Consider the following 21,098-nt stretch of genomic DNA (forward strand, 5'->3'; position numbering starts at 1 on the left):
GATTAAATATCGGGGCTTTTTGTTTTAAGCATTGCCGTTATTCCAGTCAATTTTTCGGGAGAAGTACATCACCAGACCAAGGATGATAAACAAGCCGATGCTGCCGACCAAAAGCGCATAATTTTCAAGCTGGATAATCACATAAATGAAGGAATACAAGCCGCCAAGCGCCAATCCTATAAACATTGGGAATTTCTTCGTTTTCAGGAAGGAAATCGAGTAGAGGACAATCATTGCGATAACGGCTACCGAAGCAATTAAATACGCCAAAGAAAAGCTGGAATGTTCGGTAATCGAAATCAGCAACGTGTAGAACATAATCAGTGCAAGCCCCAACATCGTATACTGAAAGATGTGAATGTTGATTTTATTCACCGACTGAATCAGAAAGAAAATCAGAAAGGTCAGGCCGATGACTAAAAAACCATATTTTACGGCGCGCTCGTTCTGTTGGTATTCGTCTACGGTTTCAATCAGTTTTACGCCGAAGGAATAACTGTTTAAATTCGGTACTTTGCTTACATATTGTTGTGAAAACGAACGGTTGATGTCCAAGATCTTCCAATCGGCGTGAAATCCTTTGTCGTTAACGGATTTTGTGGTGTCATTCGCGGCAAACATGCCTTCAAAACTTGGCGATTCCCAGTCGGAATTCAGGTTGATTTGCGTTGTCTTTCCCACCGGAATAAATTTGACACTGTTGCTGCCGTTGTATTGCATCGTAAAGTTGAAAGCGAGTTTGTTGTTGACAGCCAGTGTTTTGTAATCGAATCGGTTGGTTTCCAGAGTGCCGTAAAAAGTATCGTCTTCCGCCTTCGATTCAAAATTGAACGTTTGGTTGTTCAGTTTGATGTTCAAATCACTTTTGATGCTTTTCAGATTTGTCGTTTTAACCATCAAAGCCGCTTTATCCCAAAGCAAATCTTCTTCTTTGATGCCCAGTTTTTCGAAATTCAGTTTGCCGAAACTTCCGTGGAATTTCATATCGGCCGTGAACACGACATTGTTGTAAATACCGCGTTTTAAAGACGTATTCTTTTTAATGTTTGACGTATTCCGCAATTGGTCAGGAAAGAAATAGGCATAATCAATCGTGGCTTTTCGTTCGATAATGGTTTGTTTTGTATTGGGATCAATTACAGAAGTTTCGGAATACGATTTGTACGGAACTCTTAAAACAGGACCATAGAAAAAGACATCTTCACCCCAAAGTTGCGCGACTTCCTTGACCACTTCTTTTTGCGTTGGGCTCTTTCAAAAATGAGTTCTTCCACAAAAGAAAGCGGTATTAAAAGAACCAGTGTGAGAAAGCCGACCATAATCATTTTAGCGGTATTCGATTGTAAAAAGGATGTTTTTACCGCAATGTTTGCCACCGGTTGGTCGTTTTGTGCTGTTTTTTGATTTTCGTTTTCCATGATTTCAGTTTTTGATTTATGATTAAAAAGTACTTTGTGTTTCAAAGTTTTAAGATAAAAAAATAGCTAGCTTTTGCTGATTAATTTTTCAAGCGCTTCAATATGTTCCTGAAAGGCTTTTTTTCCTTCCGGTGTGGCACGGTAACTCGTATTTGGCTTTTTGCCGATGAACTGTTTTTCAACGCTGATGTAGTTTTCGGCTTCGAGGGCTTTGGCGTGGCTGGCTAAATTCCCGTCGGTGATACCCAAAAGTTCTTTCAATGTGGAAAAATCGGCAGATTCGTTTACCATCAATATCGACATAATACCCAAACGGATACGATTGTCAAAAGCTTTGTTGATATTTTGGATGATGTTTTTCAAGTTATTTTCGGTCGTATTTATAATGCATCACGCTGCCATAGATAATATGACAAATCCCAAATCCGAGCACCCAAAAGTACAAACCATAACCGGAAAATTCAACGGCCAGTAAACCAATAATGATTTCGGTAATTCCTAAATAACGTACATCTCGGAAGGTGTATTTACTCGCGTTTACACAAGCCAATCCGTAGAAAATTAAGGTGATAGGGGCAACCAAGCCGTAATGCCCGTTTTTTAGTAATAAAACCGCGAAAATTCCTCCGGTAATTAAAGGGATAAAGAAATTTACCAACAAACGTTTTGAGGAAGGATTCCACACTTTTTCACCCACTTTTTTGGCTTTGTTTACCGTCAGCAGGTAAGAGGTTATTAGCGAGGCGATTAATACGCACACCGCTGTTAAAATAATCAGTTTGAAGGTTCTGCTTTCTAAGGTAATGTAATACTCGGTATGATTCTCTATTAGGAAATAGGCAATACCCGCTCCGATAAGCGCATAAATACCTGCCAGTATTCCGGACAATCCACTTAAAGAAATGAATTGTGTCGATTTACTCATCATCTCTTTAATTTCCTTCAGATCCTGCAAATAGTCTTGTGTTTCCATATAAAGTACTTTGAAAAACAAAGTAATGTATTTATTTTAACCTGTGCAATTATTTTAGACTATTTTTTTAGTTTTTTTCAAGTGTATTTTGCCAGAATGAGAAAATTAAGGCATAAAAAAGGCTCTCAAATTGAAAGCCTTTATATAATTATGGGAATCGGGTTAAATTCTGAAGATTCCGCCAAACGCAATAACTCTTTGCAGGAAGAAAAACTCCTGTGAGGCTCTGTCTGCAGCATTGTGAGTCGTACGGATATCGTTCATATTGATATAACCGCCCTTCAGTTCTGTCTGAAGAAAGAAATATTTGAAGAAGGTAAAATTCAGGCCAACCTTAGCCGAAACGCCATAACCGGAAATGTGAAAATCGTCGTGACGCTGCATTCCCAAAACTTTAGCATTGGTTTTAGGGTATAATATTCCGGCCCCGACACCTTCGGTCAGGTTAATCTGAAATTTATCGGTATTACCGATTGTGAAAAGTTTTGAGATGTCGTCAACTCTTGAAAACTCAGTGTTTACGTAGTTTAGACCGTCTGTGTGTTCGAACGTCAGAAAGTCCTCGGTTAATAAAACCTGTCCGTTGGGTAAGGTTTCTCCGTAAGTTCCCTGATTTTGATAATAACCAGTGTAATCAACGGCTCTGTCCTGATACATCACATATTTCATATGATCTACACCTATCGAAATATTGTATTTGTCCGTGATGAAATAACCAATTCGCAGGTTTGTTTGCGGAATGGTCATTCTTGCGGGATTGATGTAGTCGACATGCCAACCTTTTGGCTTATCATGAGCTTCAACATCGTGAAGAGTGAAATTATAATCTTCTCCTTTAAAAGTGATATCCGATTTGGAATAACTTTCACGGTTTCCTCCCCAAAAAATGTAAAATTTTCCTTTATTATGCGCGGTGTATTTTTCTGGAGTAACATCGGCTTCCTGCGCCATGCTGTGCTGAGAAAAAACACTAAAAAGAAGCACAACCATTAAAAACGGATGTCTCATTAGTAGGTTACAATGTATTGATTAAAAGTTGTTTATGGTTTGTCTGATGGCTACTAATTTGTTCATTAAGCCTTCGAAAAGATCTAAATGTAACATGTTGGCGCCGTCACTTTTGGCATTGGCCGGATCAAAATGGGTTTCGATAAAAATACCGTCAACACCAACAGCAATTCCGGCTTTGGCAATAGTTTCAATCATTTCGGGACGTCCACCGGTTACCCCAACCATCTGATTAGGCTGTTGCAGCGAATGCGTAACGTCCAAAACCGTTGAGGCAAACTGTTGCATTGTCGGGATTCCTCTGAAATCCACAATCATATCCTGATATCCGAACATGGTTCCGCGATCGGTTACCATCACATTTTGATTGTTGCAGTCCAAAACTTTCTGAACCGCGTGTTTCATACTTTCCGGACTCATAAACTGACCTTTTTTCAGGTTTACGGTTTTTCCGGTGTTGGCTGCCGCTACCACCAAATCTGTCTGACGCACTAAAAAGGCCGGAATCTGAAGCATATCTACATATTCCGCAGCCATAGCTGCATCTTCGTTCGTATGAATATCGGTTACAGTCGGTACTCCGAATTCTTTGGAAACTTTTTCAAGGATTCTTAATGCTTTTTCATCACCAATTCCTGTAAAACTGTCAATTCTCGAACGGTTAGCTTTTTTGAAAGAACCTTTAAAAACATAAGGAATTTTTAATTTATCGGTTACCGCTACGGTTTTTTCGGCAATTCGCATCGCCATTTCTTCGCCTTCGATAGCACAAGGACCAGCTAACAGGAAGAAGTTTCCGCTGTCGGTATGTTTAATTTGTGGGATATTCTGTAAATTCATAATCGTGTCTAAATGTGGTGCAAAGATATAATAAAAAAACCTTCTAATGAACACGTTAGAAGGTTTCGATTCTTATAAAATTCTTAAAATTAAGGCTTAGTTGCTGCGTAGTTTTTAATGGTAAGACCTTTTGGGCACAAAATTCTTCCTCTTTCATAAATGTTGAAGTAAAGTATCAGCGGTTTTCTTACACCAGGCCAGCGCACTTCATAAATGGAAAGCATTCCCACACCAACCTTATTGTTTTTTGTAGGGAAAGGGCAGCAGGATTCCACTTTTTTATAGGTTAAGGTTTCTCCTTCAGGCCCCTGAAGCCCTTTAAAGAAATAGCCGATGAACTTTTCTTCGCTGGATTCCATAATAAACCCAATGTTTATCGGGTAATCCTGATCGAATCCGTATTTATCGTCATCAGCGTATTGTTTTATCTGAAAGGCATTGTCTTTAACTGCTGGTTTTACAGCAGTGTCATCAATATTTTTAATGGTCGATTTGGTGCTGGTGCACGAAATCATAACAACCAAAACCAAAAGTATACTGCAAATTCGTTTTGTCATAACTAATTGTTTTTAGATTTAAGCAGATAAGAAACAATACCCGATATTATTACACCAAACGACAGCATCATGGACACCGATTGGGTGATGTAACTGTTCAGGTTAAAATAAGCCTCCGCATCGGTTTGTGTCATTCGTTTGGAATTTACAGTGTAAGTAATAGCCTTTTCAAAAAAATCAGGAGCAATAAAATTATGCGAGAGGTATTGGCATAACGGACTGGAAATCATAATGAAGAAAGTCATGATAAGTCCGGTAAAAAAACCTTGTTTCCAGGTAATTATGCCATTGTAAAAGTTCTTTTTCTTATCACGGATTGCCAAATAATACAACGGAATTACCACAAAACCAATCAGCATACTGAATAACGGCTGCCACTTTAGGTTAGCATCGTATAAACCAAGACTTTTCTCCAAAAAAATCCAAAGTAAAGAAAGCACAGTGGCTGCGATAGCCCATTTGATTTCAATAGCAAAATTTTTCATGTTCTGAAATGAATTTATTACAGTCAAAAGTAACAGAATATTCCCATGTAACGAAAAATAAGTAATGATTGTTACAGAAAATATTTTGATGATGGTTATTTTTGCTGAAAACTAATTTACTATGTATTCATTTTACGGAACATGGCCCTGGTATATTTCAGGGTTTTTAATAGGAGCAGTAATGCTGACGCTCATTTTTTTCGGAAAACAGTTCGGAATGTCGTCCAATTTGCGAACCCTTTGTACCATGGCAGGCGCCGGGAAAAACGTTGATTTTTTCAAATTCGACTGGCGGGAACAAAAATGGAATTTAGCTGTTGTACTGGGAGCGATTTTAGGCGGATTTGCAGCCGTTCATTTTTTAAGCGACGGAAGCGGGGTACACCTGAATCCGAAAACTGTTGAGCAGTTGGCAGCCATGCATATTGAAGCACCAAACGGCAAATTAGGACCGGATTCTTTATTCAGTTGGGAAGCGGTTAAAACACCCAAAACGGTACTGATTTTATTTTTCGGTGGATTGTTGATTGGTTTCGGAACTCGCTATGCCGGAGGTTGTACGTCCGGTCACGCAATTTCAGGTTTGAGTAATTTACAGAAGCCTTCGTTAATTGCCGTTGTCGGATTTTTTATTGGCGGACTGATTATGGCGCATTTCCTTTTACCCTTAATTTTTTAAACCTTGATTATGAGATTTTTAGACTTGATAAAATTCCTTTTGGTTGGATTTGTTTTCGGTATTGTCCTGACAAAATCCGAAGCGGTTTCCTGGTACAGAATTTACGAAATGTTTCATTTTCAGTCGTTTCACATGTACGGAATTATTGGCGTGGCCGTCGTAACCGGTGTAATCGGAGTGCAGCTGATTAAAAGAAACCAGATGAAAGACATCAAGGGCCTTCCGATTGAAATTGCCGATAAAGAAAAAGGATTTCTGCGTTATATCATCGGAGGAACCCTTTTCGGATTGGGTTGGGGATTGGTTGGTTCTTGTCCCGGACCGATTTTTATTCTTTTGGGAGCAGGATTCTACGGAATTGTCATTGTACTGATTGGTGCATTATTAGGAACTTACCTGTATGGTGTTTTTAAAAATAAACTGCCACATTAATTAAAAAAGTCCCGAATTATCGGGACTTTTTTATTGTATCTCAGCACTTAAACCAGCCTCGAGTAAAGCCGAACACTGCGGCTCCAATTCTTTGTATGAACCGGTTTTAACACCGCATTTTCCGGTGTAGTGTACCAAAAGGGCACATTGTTCCGCTTGTAAGGGATCGTGGTCGCAAACTTCAATTAAGGTGTCAATCACGTGGTCGAATGTATTCACATCGTCATTGAACAAAATAATTTCGTAGTTGCTGGCGAGTAATTCCTTTACGGAAACCTGTTCTTTTATTTTTTCTTTTACACTCATAATCAAATACTTGCGTTAAATTTTATGCTAATTTACGTATTTTAAGGCTACCCAATTGTTCTTTTGGAACTTTTTAACATAGGTTAGCCCTTTTTCGGTGCAGGAAGCATCGATATAAGGGATATCTTCGTTGTAAAATCCGCTTAACAGTAAAATTCCGCCTTTGTTTAAGCAGTTTACATAGGTTTGCATATCGTTCAGCAGAATGTTGCGGTTGATGTTTGCAATAATCAAATCATATTTCTGTCCTTGGTTTAACAAGGAAGCGTCGCCTTCATAAACCGAAATGTGCTTACAGTTGTTGCGTTCCGCATTTTCAATCGAATTCAGGTAACACCAATTGTCGATATCAATGGCGTCGATGGGTTGGGCGCCTTTCATTTCGGCTAAAATGGCTAAAATGGCCGTTCCACAGCCCATGTCGAGCGTTTTCATATCGGTTACATCCATTTCCAGCAGATGCTGAATCATCATGTAGGTCGTTTCATGGTGCCCGGTTCCGAAGCTCATTTTCGGTTCGATTACGATGTCGTATTTTGCATCGGTTTTCTCGTGAAAAGGCGCTCTTACGTGGCAGATGCCGTCTACATCAATTGGTTCGAAATTCTTTTCCCATTCCTCGTTCCAGTTTACCTGGGCGATTTCTTCAATGGTGTATGAAATTTTAAATTCCTCATTCTCTAGGATATAAATGTCATTTAGAATATCTTCGTTCCATAATGCCTTTTGAACATAGGCGGAAATTCCGTTTTCTGTTTCAATGAAGCTTTCAAAAGCTCTTTCGCCCAATTCGGCAATTAGAATTTCGGATCCCGGTTCTTTAGGTTCAATCGTGAAATGATAACCGATATAGCTGTTTTCCATAACGCAAAATTTCCGCAAAGGTAACAATTCCTTAATATGGACTGAAATTAATAGCAGTAGTTTTGCACTCAAATAACATCCAACTTGCTTTTTCTTAACATGAAAAAACTAATTACATATTTGTCTTTATGTTTTGTGACGGCTTTACAGGCACAAGATATAAAGCTGTCCACTAAAGACAACGATTTGAAATTGGCCGCATTGCCGTATTACAGTTACGGAAAAGGATTGGGTATTACCTCGGCAGACAGTTTATTTCAGTTGAATATCCGTTTCCGGATGCAGAACCGTATTGGCTACATTCAGAATGAAGGGGAAGATGCTGCTTATGACGGTCAGATTCGACGTTTACGTTTGCGTTTTGACGGTTATGTGGGCAATCCGAAGTATTTGTATGTGCTGCAATTGTCGTTTGCGCCCGGTGATGTAGGGGAAATTCACGAAGGAAACAATATCAACATCATTCGGGATGCTGCGGTGATTTACAGACCGGATAAAAACTGGAGTTTCACTTTCGGACAAACCAAGATTCCCGGAAACCGTCAGCGGGTAAATTCTTCCGGCGCTTTGCAGCTTACAGACCGCTCCCTCAACAACAGCAAATTTAATATTGACCGTGATTTCGGTATTCAGGCGTATTATCTGCACGAGGAAAAGGATAGGTTTTCCTATAATTTAAAAACCGCTATTACCACCGGAGAAGGCCGAAACTGGACCAAAAGCCCTGATAATGGCGTAGCGTTTACCGGAAAAATTGAATTGTTTCCGTTAGGTTCATTCAAAAAAAACGGTTCCAATTTCGAAGGCGATTTGGCGCGCGAAGAAAGTCCGAAAATTTTAGTGTCCGGAGCAGCGCATCAAAACAATCATGCCCGAAGAACACAAGGCGAAACCGGAAGCGATTTGTATGAACAGCGCACCATGTCGTCGCTTTTCGGAGATTTTATGCTGAAATACAACGGCTGGTCCGGAATGGTAACGTACATGAAACGGATGGCTAAAAATCCGATTACCGTAAATCCGCTTGACGCTGCCCAGACAAACTATGTTTACACGGGAGAAGGAATGGATTATCAGTTGAGTTATGTTTTTCCGTCGATGTATGAAATTATCGGGAGGTATTCGTTTCAGAATGTTCATAAAGATATTCAGGCCTTGACACCCAACACAAGAGAATACACGCTCGGACTTACCAAATATGTCTGGGAACACGCATTCAAAGTACAGACCGAGTTTGCTTACGATCAGTTAAGTTTTGGTGATGGTTCCGCAAAAGACAACTGGTACATCCGTTTCCAGATAGAATTCGGAATTTAAAACTCAGGCCCGGCTGTAATTTCAGTCGGGCTTTTTTATTTCTTAAAATTAGTTAAAGAGCACTTACAAAAGTTTGTTTTTAAGTATCTTCGCAACAATTTGAAAAATACGATTCCGTCATGGATAAAAAAATATTCTCCTTCCTGTTTTCCACGCGTTTAATGGCCGTTTTGTTTATTGTTTTTGCTGTTGCTATGGCAGCCGGAACGTTTATCGAAAATGATTACAACACGGATACTGCCCGAATTTTAATCTACAATGCCCGCTGGTTTGAAGTTATCATGGTACTTTTCGTGATTAACTTCATCGGGAATATTAAGCGTTACAATCTTTTAAGCAAAGAAAAATGGGCTTCATTGCTGCTGCATTTGTCGTTTATTCTGATTATTGGCGGTGCTTTTATCACCCGTTACATCAGTTTTGAAGGAATGATGCCTATCCGCGAAGGCGAATCGACAAACCAGATTTTTTCTGATAAAACCTATCTTACAGTATTGGTTGACGGTGAGTATCAGGGCGAAATGAAACGTCGTACAATTGAAAAACAGGTATTGCTGTCTCCAATAACCAACAACGATTTCTCTATTTCCGAAAAGTTTGACGAGATTCCGTTTGAAATCCGCTATAAAGATTTTATCATGGGTGCGGAACAAGCGGTAAAGGAAGACGCTAACGGAGAATTCTATTTAAAATTGGTTGAATCGGGCGAAGGAACCCGCCATGAACACTACCTCAAAGAAGGCGAAGTGCAGAACATTCACAACGTACTTTTTGCTTTCAACAAGTTTACCGAAGGCGCGGTGAATATTACCAAAATAAGTGAAGCTTACACGATTCAGTCGCCGTTTGAGGGCGATTTTATGCGCATGGCAGACCAATTGAAAGGAACAGTCGAGAAAGATAAAATTCAGCCGTTAATGTTGCGTTCGCTTTACAATATGGGCGGCACACAATTCGTATTTCCGGAACCGGCGATGAAAGGAAAAATCGTCATGGAATCCAACGGCGATTTCAAAGACAAAGACACCGACGATGCTTTAGTACTTACCGTCAGCAATGAAGGCAAAGAAAAAGAAGTAACCCTTGTGGGCTCGAAAGGTAAAATGGGAGAACCACAGTCTTTCAAATTAGGAAATTTGGAATATACACTTCAGTACGGAAGTAAAGTATACGAAACGCCGTTCTCCGTAAAACTGAACGACTTTATTGCATCCAAATATCCCGGAACGGAAAAGAGTTATTCCGCTTTTGAAAGTAGGGTAACCATCGACGATAAAGAGCAAAACAACAAATTCGACGCCAGAATTTATATGAATAATATTCTGGATTACAGAGGATACCGTTTCTTTCAGGCTTCTTTTGATCCGGATGAAAAAGGAACGATTCTTTCCGTAAACCACGATTCGGCAGGAACCTGGACGACTTATATCGGTTATACGCTTTTATATATCGGTTTGTTAGGCATTCTGTTTACAAAAGGCTCAAGATTTGGCGATTTAACCCGAAAACTGAAAAAAGTAAAAGATAAAAAAGCAACGCTTACCACTGTAATTGCATTATTTTTCAGCTTTGGCATGGTGGCGCAGCACGATACGCATCAGCCGAAAATGCCGACTGAAGAGCAAATAGATTCGTTGCTGTTCCGGTATAAAGTTTCTCAGGAACACGCAGATAAGTTCGGTCGTTTAATCGTTCAGGATCAGGGCGGACGGATGAAACCGGTAAATACGTTTTCCTCCGAATTATTGCGAAAAGTAAGCAAAAGCGATACCTACAAAGGCATGGATTCCGATCAGGTGTTCTTGTCCATGACACAGTTTCCGCAGCTTTGGTACAATGTTCCGATTATTTACATCAAAAAAGGCAACGACAGTATCCACAACTTAATTGGTGCGGAAAAAGGAGCAAAATATGTTTCCCTGATGAAATTTTTCGACGAAAGAGGAAATTACAAATTGTCGCCGTACTTGGAGGAAGCCTATAAAGCGGCCGTACCGAATCAGTTTCAGAAAGATTTTATCGAAACTGATAAGAAAGTAAACCTGTTGTATTCGGCTTTGAGCGGTCAGATTTTGAAGGTTTTCCCGATTCCGTATGACAAAAACAACAAATGGGTTTCGCATTTAGAACTGAACGAAGCGAAGTTAACCGGAATGGATTCCCTGTTCACTAAAAACGCCATTCCGTTGTATTTGCAGGCTTTGGATGAAGTTCCTGAAAAGAAAGATTATAAAAGTGCCGAAATATTCCTGGACGGTTTAATCAAATTCCAGAAAAAATACGGTAAAGAAGTTTATCCGAGCGAAGAAAAAATCGATTCGGAAATTCTGTATAACAAATACGATATTTTCAAGAAATTGTTCTCGTGGTATATGTATGCAGGCGTTTTGATGTTGATTTTAGCCATTGTGAACATATTTAGCGAGAAAAAATGGCTTCAATTTTTACTGAAAGCTCTTAATGGGGTTGTTACATTATTGTTTATGTTGCATACTCTTGGTTTAATTGTCCGTTGGTATATTTCCGGTCACGCGCCTTGGAGTGATGCTTACGAATCGATGATTTACGTGGGATGGGCGACGATGCTTTTCACTTTGACTTTAGGATTTGGTAACCCTTTATGGTTATTTTTACTAACAAAGAGCAGATTGATTAATAAATCCCCATTGACAGTTGCTGCCGGGACTTTTGTTACTTCCATGATTTTAATGATTGCTCACTGGAACTGGATGGATCCGGCCATTGCGAACCTGCAGCCGGTTTTAAATTCGTATTGGTTAATGATTCACGTAGCGGTAATCGTAGCGAGTTACGGTCCGTTTACGTTGGGGATGATTTTAGGAGTCGTATCGTTGTTACTGATGTTGTTAACCACCGAAAAGAACAAGAAGAAAATGGAACTGAACATCCGCGAAATCACCATTATTAACGAAATGGCTTTAACCGTTGGATTAGTGATGTTAACTATCGGAAACTTCCTTGGTGGCCAATGGGCTAATGAAAGCTGGGGCCGTTACTGGGGCTGGGATCCGAAGGAAACCTGGGCGTTAATCAGTATCATGGTGTATGCATTTGTAATTCACGCCCGATTTGTACCGGCATTAAGAGGGAAATGGGCTTTCAATTTGATGAGTGTTTTTGCTTTCTATTCGATTCTGATGACCTACTTTGGGGTGAATTTCTATTTGTCCGGATTGCATTCCTATGCGAAGGGCGATAAAGTGGTAACTCCTAATTTCGTATACATTTCGGTTGCCTTAGTGGTACTTCTGGGAATAGCGTCTTATTTTCAATATCGAAAACATTACAAAAAATGATAAAGAAACCCATAATCGCAAGGTTGTGGGTTTTTTGTTTAACAAAATTTTAAACGTATCGGTACGCTTAAAACTTCCAAATTGAGTAATTTTATAAAAAGAATAAGAATGAAAAATATAATTTTAGCTTTTGGTTTGTTACTTGTTTTAAGTTGCCAGGGGCAAAAACAAAATAAAAAAAACATGGAAACAACACAGAAAGAAAGAACCGTTAAATCGGGAACGATTTATCAGTTTAAGGTAAAAGATATTGAAGGCAACGATTTTGATTTTGCCACTTTGAAAGGCAAAAAAGTAATGATTGTCAATACGGCTTCCGAATGCGGTTTAACGCCGCAATACGAACAATTGCAAAAAGTGTATTCGGAATATAAAGACAAAAACTTTGTAATCGTTGGCTTTCCGGCGAATAACTTCGGCGCACAGGAACCCGGAAGCAATGCCGAAATCAAAACCTTTTGCACTAAAAACTACGGTGTAACCTTTCCAATGATGGAAAAAATTTCAGTTAAAGGTGACGATATGCATCCGTTGTATCATTTCTTAACCGAAAAAGCGAAAAATGGTCTGGAAGACAATCAGGTGGAATGGAACTTTCAAAAATATCTGATTAACGAAAAAGGCGAATTGGAACACGTAATTAACCCAAGAATTTTGCCCGACGATAAGGAAATTACCGATTGGATAAAGGGGTAGTGAACAGAAAGCAGTTAAAAACTCAACATAAAAAAAACTAAAATTGGATTTTCAATTTTAGTTTTTTTTTACTGTCTACTGAACACTGCCAACTGTTTACTCCAAAAGAATCTGCACAAAAACCGAATCCAGCCAGCGGTCAAATTTATAGCCGGTTTCTTTAATGTGGCCAACGCGTTTAAAGCCCATGCGTTCGTGAAACGCAATGCTTCCGATGTTTTCCGCATCGATAACACCAATCATGGTATGACGTTTTTGCAGTTTGGCAATGGCAATCAATTCACTCAGGAGTAACGAACCAATACCGTTCCCGGTATAATCATGATGCACATAAACGGAATGTTCCACCGTAAACTTATAACCTTCCTTGAACCGAAACGGGCCATACGTGCCAAATCCTACAACGGTATCATTTTTTTCTGCCACAAGAAAGGGAAAGCCTTTTTCGTTTTTTTCGTTGAAAATCTCGGTTTGCTGCGGTAATGTCCGAAGGTCGTAATCCCAAATTGCCGTAGTGTTCAGGATTTCGTAGTTAACAATTTCGAGTACTGCGATCATGTCTTTGGCAGTGGCTTGTCGGATTATTACAGACATAAGGTTTAAGTATGGATTTAATTTAGTAAATTTATATGATATATCAATTATTTCAAGTCGTAAGGGCACCATGAAGTTACTGAATTTTTCCAAGATATTAATCATACTTTACTTTATAAATCTTGTTTTATATAGTTTATTTTCACTTTTGGATAACGAAGAAAGCAGTAAATATTTCTGGTTTGCACGAATCCCGATTTTGGCGGTTTTGTATTTTATCAGTTCGAAGGAAAAGAAGCTTATCTATTTTGCAGGGCTTCTGTTTTATCAGTTGGCATCCGTTTTCTTTTTTACGGGTAATCCGAATTATTTCCTTTTCGGAACCTTGTCATCCGTACTTTTTAAAGTTTGCCTTGTTTTATTGATTTTTACGTTGGTTACTGTTAAGAATCGTACGGCCATCGGTTTGGCAATACTGCCTTTTTTTGTATTGTATCTCTATGTGATTGAATTAGTGGTAGATTCGTTAGGCGACACGTATTACATCTGGATTATTAACGCTTTACTGACGTCCTTTATCGGAGGTGTTGCCATTGTTTATTACCTGAATGATTCCGATGAAAAAGGCGCTTGGCTGTTAATCAGTGCCATTTTGTTTATTGTTCAGATTGCTGCATTTTTCATTAATAAATTCTATGTGAAAAATGAAGGCATTTATCAGATGATTATTCTGTCGTACGGAATTTCACATTTTACCTTCTATAAGTTTTTGATTTTGAAGGAAAATGAACTGTTTTGAAAATGTAAAAAATTGATTTTTAGCGATGTAAAGCTAAATAATCTCAGAAAAAAGCCATAACTTTAAGCATGGTTTTCCAGGGGAAATATAGAATTGTACTCAATTTAACCTTATTGTACTTCACGGTTATAGTACTTTACAACATTTGTATTTACTGTGAATATCAGACATTAAGAGAAATTTTTGGTTTCATAAGAATACCGATTCTGATGGTCTTGTATTATTTTTCCTCAGTAAAGAAGGATATGTTGTATTTTCTGGCTTTGCTGATTTTTCAGGCCGCCTACATTTTCTTTGGTCAGAAAACCGATGCAGGTATGTTTAACGGTGCGGTTGCATCGGTTGCCTATCGGTTTATCTCAATTGTCATTATTTTAAAAGCAACTCAGGACAAACGTTGGCATATGATTTTTTTAACATCTTTGCCGATTTTTTTCATTTATCTGTATCTCGTCAATTTAATCAGAGACAGTATTGCCAATAGCTATTATGTATGGATAGCTAACGGATTTTTGACAGCATTTCTGAGCGGTTTGGCCGTAACCAATTATTGCTACAAAGAAGATCAGAAAAGCTTTTGGCTGCTACTCAGCGCCTTACTTTTTGTCATTCAGATTGGACTGTTTTTCGTAAACAAATTTTATCTCAAGCAGGACATTTTTCTCCACATGGTTGTTGTTTTTTACGGAATTTCGCATTATACCTTTTACAAGTTTATGATTTTCAAGGACAGCGAAAAAAGTTAAGTCATTTTGCGGGCAACTTTGTATCTTTGTTTCTTACCGAATAAGAAAAATGATTTACCCAAAAATACCTTTAGCCCAAAGTGTTATCGAAATCTGTAAAGCTAAAGACCTTCACGAGATTGTAATTTCCCCGGGTTCCCGGAATGCGCCGTTAACCATTGGTTTTGCCAGCAATCCTGCATTTAATTGTTTCAGTATAGCCGATGAACGTTGCGCTGCTTTTTTTGCTTTGGGAATAGCCCAGCAGAAGCGTAAACCTGTTGCCTTGGTCTGTACCTCCGGTTCCGCACTGCTTAATTATTATCCGGCGATTGCCGAAGCCTTTTACAGTCAGATTCCGTTAGTTATAATTTCCGCAGACCGGCCGAAAGCTAAAATTGATATCGGCGACGGGCAAACCATCCGTCAGGAAAACGTATTTGCCAATCATATTCTTTACACCGCAAACCTGTACGAAGAGGCTTCCGAAGCAAACGATTTGAAAATCAATGAAGCCATCCATACCGCGATAACCCAAAAAGGTCCGGTTCACATTAATGTGCCGTTTGAAGAACCTTTGTATGAAACGGTAACAGAACTTTCCGTAAACCCTTCCGTTGTGGAATTGTCCAACGAAGCAAAAGCATTACCGAACCTCGATATTTTTGCGGAAAAATGGAATGCTGTTAAAAAGAAACTCATCTTAATCGGTGTAAATTATCCGAATGCCATCAACGCGGAAATCATCAGTCAATTAGCGACAGACGGTTCGGTAGTGGTCATGACGGAAACGACGTCCAACGTGCATCATCCGAATTTTATCAGCAGTATCGATACGCTTATCACACCATTTACCGAAGACGATTTCAAAGCATTACAACCCGAAATTTTAATTACGATAGGAGGCATGATTGTGTCGAAACGCATCAAAGCCTTCTTACGAAAATACCAGCCTCAAGAGCATTGGCACATAGACGAATTGCGGGCGTACAATACATTTGGCTGTCTGACACAACATTTTGAGGTCACACCCAATGTGTTCTTCAAAGCATTATTGAGCTGTTCCGTAAAAAATGAAAGCAGTTATTTTGAGCAAATTGACGCCATAAAAGCACTTCGGAAGGAAAAGCATGCACAATACCTGCAAACGGTTTCGTATTCCGATTTTAAAGTTTTCGGAACCATTTTGCCGATGTTACCGAAACATTCCCAACTGCAAATCAGCAACAGTTCGCCAATTCGTTATGCACAATTGTTTTCGATTGATCCGGGCATTGAGGTTTTTTGCAACCGGGGTACCAGCGGCATCGACGGCAGTACCACCACAGCCATAGGAGCGGCATTGGCTTCCGGAAAACCAACCCTGATGATTACGGGCGATGTAAGCTTTTTTTACGACAGTAACGCGCTTTGGAACAGTTATATCCCGAAAGATTTCAAAATCATTTTAATCAACAACAGAGGCGGAGGAATTTTCAGGATTTTACCGGGACATCAGGAAACGCCTGTGTTTAATACGTTTTTTGAAACCTCACATCAGTTAACCGCAGAACATCTGGCCAAAATGTACAATTTCGATTATTTTGCAGTAAATGGTGAATCTGAATTAAATACAGAAATGGCGGCATTCCTGAAGGCTGATAAACCTTCTATAATCGAAATATTCACACCAACCGAAGTAAATGATGCCGTTTTGAAAAACTATTTTAAAAGTTTAACATAAATATAATTTTTCAGCCGTAAGAAAATGGCTTTCTTTTCCGTTCTATTGCTTATATTTGAAAGGATTGAATCAGTATAAATTTAAAAATTTCGCAATATGAGTAAAAGAGACGAATTGATTGCCAAATACGCCGCCGATTTAAAAGACAAGTGTGGTGTAACCCCAAACATGGATTTGCTGACCAAAGTAACCATCGGTTGCGGACCGTCCATCTACAATCAGGATGCTTCCACAGTTTCCGGCTCTTCTGAAAAAGAACTTGAAACCGTAAAGAACAATTTCCTGATTAAAAAATTAGGATTAAAAGACAGTCCGGATCTGATGAAAGGCATTAACGCGGTAATTGAAAAATACGGAAAATCCAATAAGAACAAGTATCGTGCGGTGGTGTATTATCTGCTGACGCTTCACTTCAAAAAAGAAAGTGTTTACAAATAAAAAACCGAAGAGTTACAAGATAGCGTCCGAATTGGGCGCTTTTTTGTTGAAACCACTTTGAAACTTTGTAACTTTGCCGCTTTGACTGGAGCCGTAAAGGAGAACAGATATAATAAACGCAAGATATGATTGAAATTGGCAAATACAATACTCTGAAAATAGCACGGGACACCAAAGTAGGTTTATATTTATCCGATGGGGAAACCGATATTTTACTGCCCAACAAATATGTACCGGAGAACTTTCAGATTGGAGATGAGATCACCGTTTTTGTGTATCTGGATCATGAAGAACGTCCGGTAGCCACCACTTTGGAGCCGTATATTTTTCTGAATGAATTTGCCTTACTGCGCGTAAATTACACCAACAAATTCGGCGCCTTCCTGAATTGGGGCATGGAGAAGGATTTGTTTGTACCGTTCAAAGAACAGGCACGCCCGATGGAACAGGGAAAACGTTATCTGGTTTACATGTACATCGATGAAAAAACCAAGCGTTTGGTAGCATCCAGTAAAACCAATCAGTTTTTGAATAACGACAAAATTACCGTGGAAGTAGGTGAGGAAGTGGATTTAATCGTTTCCCATATCACCGAAGTTGGCATCAATGTCATCATCAACGAAAAACACAAAGGACTGCTGTATAAAAATGAAGTTTTTGAAGATTTGCGAACCGGTGACCGCATCATCGGCTACATCAAAAACATCCGCCCGGACGGAAAAATTGACGTTTCCAGACAACCTTTCGGAATGGAACGCATCGATGCTTCGGCTCAAAGCATTCTGGACGAATTAAAAGCCAGTCGCGGTTTCCTGCGCTTAAATGACGATTCCCATCCTGAAGACATCAAAACCGTGCTTCAGATGAGTAAAAAAACGTTCAAGAAAGCCATCGGAACGCTTTACAAACAAAAACTTATCGACATTAAGGAAGACGGAATTTATCTGTTGTAAATCAATTCTATACTGTTAAAATATTCTAATTTAATTTTTAGTATTTGATTTATTATTACATTTGTATATACAATTGTTGTATAGGAATGAAAAGAAGTGATTTTATAAAAACAATTTTGGGAGGAACCGTTATGGCAAGTTTACATCCGTTTTACAATTGGACACGGGATTTACAAGAAGAAGACGTAAAGCTTCCGGTTCTGTTTATTGGGCATGGTTCACCCATGAACGGTATCGAAGACAATGAATTTTCGCAAAACTGGGCCAAAATGGGACTTGAAATTCCGAAACCCAAAGCGGTATTGGTGATTTCCGCGCATTGGTTAACCCGTGGCACACATATCACTGCGATGAACAATCCTAAAACGATTCACGATTTTGGTGGTTTTCCCCAGGAATTGTTTGAGGTACAATATCCAGCGCCCGGAAGTCCTGAATTAGCACTGGCTACCAAACAATTAATCACTTCTACAGATGTTGGTTTAGACCACGATTGGGGCTTAGATCACGGCACCTGGACAGTAGTACGCCACATGTATCCTGATGCCGATATCCCGGTTTTACAGTTAAGCATCGATTACAGCAAACCGCCGCAATACCATTATGATTTGGCAAAACAATTGGCTTCCCTGCGCAAAAAAGGCGTTTTAATCATCGGAAGCGGGAACATGGTGCACAACCTGAGAATGGTAGCGTGGGATAAGCTGAATGAATCGGAATACGGCTACGATTGGGCGACCGAAATGAATACGGTTTTCAAAAGCAAAATTGCAGACGGGAACCACAAAGCGCTAATCGACTATGAAACCCTGAATAAAGCAGCCAAATTAGCCATTCCGACACCGGACCATTATTACCCGATGCTCTACAATTTAGCGTTGCAGGATTCGAAAGACGAGATTAGCTTCTTTAACGACAAAGCGGTTGGCGGTTCGTTAACGATGACTTCGGTGAAAATCGGATAAATGGAACACAGATAATACGGATGTTAGCAACGCGGATTTTTACGGATTTTGGAATGTCGTAAAAAAGTAAATCTTAAAAGATTGTCGAATAAATTGTTGCAAACTTCACGTAAACCTTTACGAACTTTACATAAACCATCTTTGCCACCTTTTGCATAAATCGTTGCGAACTTTGCGGTTAAGTTAACTGAATATTCGGATTGATTTTGAGCAATTCTGCCACAAATTCCGATTTGCGTTTGGGTGAAAGGTAAATTTCATCAAACTTGTTATAAGTGATGCTCAAACCGTATGAGCCTAAAGCCGGTTTCAGGGTAATCCCTACGAACCAGGTTTTTACATTCTCAATTTTACGAATCTGAAGGATGTCTATTTTCCCACGAATAGGACCGCAGAAATAAAGCAAATCATTTCCTTTAATCTGGTATTTGGTATCGAAAAGCATCCAAACGATAAACAGGGAAATTACGCTCAGGAAAATGGAAACGGCAACCGGCATTTCTTCCCCTTCATTTTCCACAAAAAAGGAAGCAACCGAACCAAAAACAACCATTACCAAAAACGGTACTATAATTGGATTCAGGGTAGAACGATAGGTTTTCATAGCAATTAAAATCAATAATGAAAGTTGGCAACAATCCAACAATCTAACAGTCCGAACTATTCTGCTCCGATTTCTTCGTCTTTAAATTTAAACGGATAATCGCCGAAATGAGGCGCCAATTTCTTGGTTTTGTAGGTTTTGTGCGTGTATTTGTTGGAAAGCGCTATAATGGTAACTTTTTCTTTTCGTAAAGTCACCAATGAGGAAGTGTTTCCGTGCCACCAGCCGTTATGGAAGAAATATTTCTGTCCGGTTTCAAATTCCAGCATACGGATTCCTAAACCGTAATTGCGCTGTCCTTTGGTTTCATAGCTGTAACCTTTAAACATTTCTGTTTTCATCTCCGGACTTAAGAATTCATCCGAATACGTCGCGATATCAAATTTCAGCAGATCTCTCGGTGTAGAATAGATGTTTTTATCGCCATACACCTGATCCAGAAATTCAAAAGCAAGTCGTAAATAATTGTTTTTGTACGACTGACTTACTTCGTCTTTCTTTTCCAGATTGTCGAAAACAAAAGTGTTTTTCATGCCCAGAGGTTCGAAAATCATTTCTTTCATGGCTTCGGGATACGATTTTCCGGTAGCTTTTTCAATGATTAACGCCAACAGTGCATAATTGGTGTTGCAGTAACCGAATCGCGTTCCGGGTTTCGATTCCAGTCCAATGGGTTTCGTAGCCAATAAGTCCAGAACATCCTGATTGGTAAGGGTATTCTTTTTGTCCCAAACACCTTTGTCATCCGTAAAATAGGCGTAGTTGCGCAAGCCGCTTCTGTGGTTTAAAAGCATACGTACGGTTGTCGCTTCATGAGGAAATGTAGGCAAATACGTTTGTACACTTTTGTCCAGTTCAATATCGCCTTCGTCAACCAACTTTAAAACACAAACCGCCGTAAAAACTTTACTGACCGATGCGATGTGAAGCGGCGTTTCCGCATCAATTTTCCAGCCTTTTTCCTTGTAGGCAAAGCCGCTGTAATTTTCGTAAATCACCTGGCCGTTCTTCGCGACTAAAAAGCCACCGCTGTAATCTTTCGGATTATAATACTTGTTGTAGAAGTTTTCCGCGTAGTTTTTGTTTTCCGTTAAATACTTTTTACTGAGTTTGGGTAAACTCACTTCGTATTTGTCGGCTAACAGTAAGGTGTCGTTGGTTTTTCCGTCTTTTCCTGATTTGTCTTTGTTGCAGCTTAGAAATAGTGAAATTGAAATAAGGGTAATATATCTTGAAAGTCTCATTGTAATTTTAGGTAAAAAGCAAATATAACCAACTGCGATAATTTTCAAAATGGAAGGAGGGAATTATTTCTGTTAAAATTTTGCAGTGTTTCATCTGGCAGGTTACAATAAAAAAGGCTGTCTTTTTCGAGACAGCCTTCCTTGTTTATTTTTTTTAAAAAAATAAATTCTGACGAATTCTCTCAGCCGAAAAATAGTACTGAACAGAATTGTCTTAAAAT

At 39.2% G+C, this 21,098-nt stretch carries 22 protein-coding genes and 1 pseudogene; 11 read left to right on the top strand and 12 right to left on the bottom strand.

Annotation, left to right across the window (positions count from 1 at the left end):
* Positions 1-24: 24 nt before the first annotated feature.
* From creD to G498_RS0108075, 7 genes and pseudogenes are all read right to left on the bottom strand, one after another.
* A pseudogene (gene creD, locus G498_RS14845) lies at positions 25-1,325 on the bottom strand (cell envelope integrity protein CreD).
* A 159-nt stretch (positions 1,326-1,484) separates the two neighbouring features.
* A complete protein-coding gene (locus G498_RS0108050) occupies positions 1,485-1,781 on the bottom strand; it encodes a winged helix-turn-helix domain-containing protein (protein ID WP_026980710.1) in 297 nt (98 codons plus the stop codon).
* A 1-nt stretch (position 1,782) separates the two neighbouring features.
* Positions 1,783-2,391 (bottom strand): hypothetical protein, encoded by a 609-nt coding sequence (locus tag G498_RS0108055; RefSeq protein WP_026980711.1) that lies wholly within the window; start codon positions 2,389-2,391, stop codon positions 1,783-1,785.
* 162 nt (positions 2,392-2,553) lie between these two features.
* A complete protein-coding gene (locus G498_RS0108060; protein WP_026980712.1) occupies positions 2,554-3,399 on the bottom strand; it encodes a hypothetical protein in 846 nt (281 codons plus the stop codon).
* A 21-nt stretch (positions 3,400-3,420) separates the two neighbouring features.
* Positions 3,421-4,239 (bottom strand): 3-deoxy-8-phosphooctulonate synthase, encoded by an 819-nt coding sequence (kdsA, locus tag G498_RS0108065; RefSeq protein ID WP_026980713.1) that lies wholly within the window; start codon positions 4,237-4,239, stop codon positions 3,421-3,423.
* A gap of 89 nt (positions 4,240-4,328) precedes the next feature.
* Positions 4,329-4,796 (bottom strand): hypothetical protein, encoded by a 468-nt coding sequence (locus tag G498_RS0108070; protein ID WP_026980714.1) that lies wholly within the window; start codon positions 4,794-4,796, stop codon positions 4,329-4,331.
* A gap of 2 nt (positions 4,797-4,798) precedes the next feature.
* Positions 4,799-5,281 carry a DUF4199 domain-containing protein gene (locus tag G498_RS0108075; protein ID WP_026980715.1) on the bottom strand — a complete coding sequence of 161 codons (483 nt, stop codon included), beginning with the start codon at positions 5,279-5,281 and terminating at the stop codon, positions 4,799-4,801.
* 121 nt (positions 5,282-5,402) lie between these two features.
* Between G498_RS0108075 and G498_RS0108080 the strand changes: the two genes are divergently transcribed.
* Positions 5,403-5,960, top strand: a complete 558-nt coding sequence (locus tag G498_RS0108080) for a YeeE/YedE family protein (RefSeq protein WP_026980716.1) — start codon at positions 5,403-5,405, stop codon at positions 5,958-5,960.
* Between the two features lie 9 nt (positions 5,961-5,969).
* Positions 5,970-6,392 (top strand): DUF6691 family protein, encoded by a 423-nt coding sequence (locus G498_RS0108085; RefSeq protein ID WP_035744657.1) that lies wholly within the window; start codon positions 5,970-5,972, stop codon positions 6,390-6,392.
* Positions 6,393-6,422: 30 nt separating this feature from the next.
* Here the strand turns inward: G498_RS0108085 and G498_RS0108090 are convergent, their stop codons facing one another.
* Both G498_RS0108090 and prmA read right to left on the bottom strand, forming a co-directional pair.
* Complete coding sequence (locus G498_RS0108090; RefSeq protein ID WP_026980718.1) at positions 6,423-6,698, bottom strand: ATP-dependent Clp protease adaptor ClpS; 276 nt, start codon at positions 6,696-6,698, stop codon at positions 6,423-6,425.
* A gap of 27 nt (positions 6,699-6,725) precedes the next feature.
* Positions 6,726-7,562, bottom strand: coding sequence for a 50S ribosomal protein L11 methyltransferase (prmA, locus tag G498_RS0108095; protein WP_026980719.1), 837 nt, complete (start codon positions 7,560-7,562; stop codon positions 6,726-6,728).
* Between the two features lie 99 nt (positions 7,563-7,661).
* Between prmA and G498_RS0108100 the strand changes: the two genes are divergently transcribed.
* The 3 genes from G498_RS0108100 to G498_RS0108110 all read left to right on the top strand — a co-directional run bounded on the left by G498_RS0108100 (position 7,662) and on the right by G498_RS0108110 (position 12,892).
* A complete protein-coding gene (locus tag G498_RS0108100; protein WP_026980720.1) occupies positions 7,662-8,879 on the top strand; it encodes a porin in 1,218 nt (405 codons plus the stop codon).
* A gap of 119 nt (positions 8,880-8,998) precedes the next feature.
* The gene (gene ccsA / locus G498_RS0108105; protein ID WP_026980721.1) at positions 8,999-12,196 is read left to right on the top strand and encodes a cytochrome c biogenesis protein CcsA; all 3,198 of its coding nucleotides are present in this window, start codon (positions 8,999-9,001) and stop codon (positions 12,194-12,196) included.
* A 108-nt stretch (positions 12,197-12,304) separates the two neighbouring features.
* Positions 12,305-12,892, top strand: a complete 588-nt coding sequence (locus G498_RS0108110; protein WP_026980722.1) for a glutathione peroxidase — start codon at positions 12,305-12,307, stop codon at positions 12,890-12,892.
* A gap of 96 nt (positions 12,893-12,988) precedes the next feature.
* Here G498_RS0108110 and G498_RS0108115 read toward each other — a convergent pair whose 3' ends face one another.
* Positions 12,989-13,486, bottom strand: coding sequence for a GNAT family N-acetyltransferase (locus G498_RS0108115; RefSeq protein ID WP_026980723.1), 498 nt, complete (start codon positions 13,484-13,486; stop codon positions 12,989-12,991).
* Positions 13,487-13,634: 148 nt separating this feature from the next.
* Here G498_RS0108115 and G498_RS0108120 point away from each other — a divergent pair, with 148 nt between their 5' ends.
* The 6 genes from G498_RS0108120 (at position 13,635) to ygiD (ending at position 19,029) form a co-directional block, all read left to right on the top strand.
* A complete protein-coding gene (locus tag G498_RS0108120) occupies positions 13,635-14,225 on the top strand; it encodes a lysoplasmalogenase family protein (protein ID WP_026980724.1) in 591 nt (196 codons plus the stop codon).
* 245 nt (positions 14,226-14,470) lie between these two features.
* On the top strand, positions 14,471-14,971 hold the full coding sequence (locus tag G498_RS0108125) for a hypothetical protein (RefSeq protein ID WP_026980725.1): 501 nt from the start codon (positions 14,471-14,473) through the stop codon (positions 14,969-14,971).
* A 49-nt stretch (positions 14,972-15,020) separates the two neighbouring features.
* Complete coding sequence (gene menD / locus G498_RS0108130; protein WP_026980726.1) at positions 15,021-16,673, top strand: 2-succinyl-5-enolpyruvyl-6-hydroxy-3-cyclohexene-1-carboxylic-acid synthase; 1,653 nt, start codon at positions 15,021-15,023, stop codon at positions 16,671-16,673.
* A 96-nt stretch (positions 16,674-16,769) separates the two neighbouring features.
* Positions 16,770-17,111 (top strand): DUF2853 family protein, encoded by a 342-nt coding sequence (locus G498_RS0108135; protein WP_026980727.1) that lies wholly within the window; start codon positions 16,770-16,772, stop codon positions 17,109-17,111.
* A gap of 125 nt (positions 17,112-17,236) precedes the next feature.
* The gene (locus G498_RS0108140; RefSeq protein ID WP_026980728.1) at positions 17,237-18,064 is read left to right on the top strand and encodes a CvfB family protein; all 828 of its coding nucleotides are present in this window, start codon (positions 17,237-17,239) and stop codon (positions 18,062-18,064) included.
* A gap of 131 nt (positions 18,065-18,195) precedes the next feature.
* A complete protein-coding gene (ygiD, locus tag G498_RS0108145) occupies positions 18,196-19,029 on the top strand; it encodes a 4,5-DOPA-extradiol-dioxygenase (protein ID WP_081694219.1) in 834 nt (277 codons plus the stop codon).
* Positions 19,030-19,207: 178 nt separating this feature from the next.
* Here ygiD and G498_RS0108150 read toward each other — a convergent pair whose 3' ends face one another.
* Positions 19,208-19,633 (bottom strand): PH domain-containing protein, encoded by a 426-nt coding sequence (locus G498_RS0108150; protein ID WP_026980730.1) that lies wholly within the window; start codon positions 19,631-19,633, stop codon positions 19,208-19,210.
* A gap of 56 nt (positions 19,634-19,689) precedes the next feature.
* Positions 19,690-20,877, bottom strand: coding sequence for a serine hydrolase domain-containing protein (locus G498_RS0108155; protein ID WP_026980731.1), 1,188 nt, complete (start codon positions 20,875-20,877; stop codon positions 19,690-19,692).
* Between the last annotated feature and the right edge of the window lie 221 nt (positions 20,878-21,098).

Source organism: Flavobacterium suncheonense GH29-5 = DSM 17707, assembly GCF_000430025.1.
In the GTDB taxonomy this organism is placed as follows: domain Bacteria; phylum Bacteroidota; class Bacteroidia; order Flavobacteriales; family Flavobacteriaceae; genus Flavobacterium; species Flavobacterium suncheonense.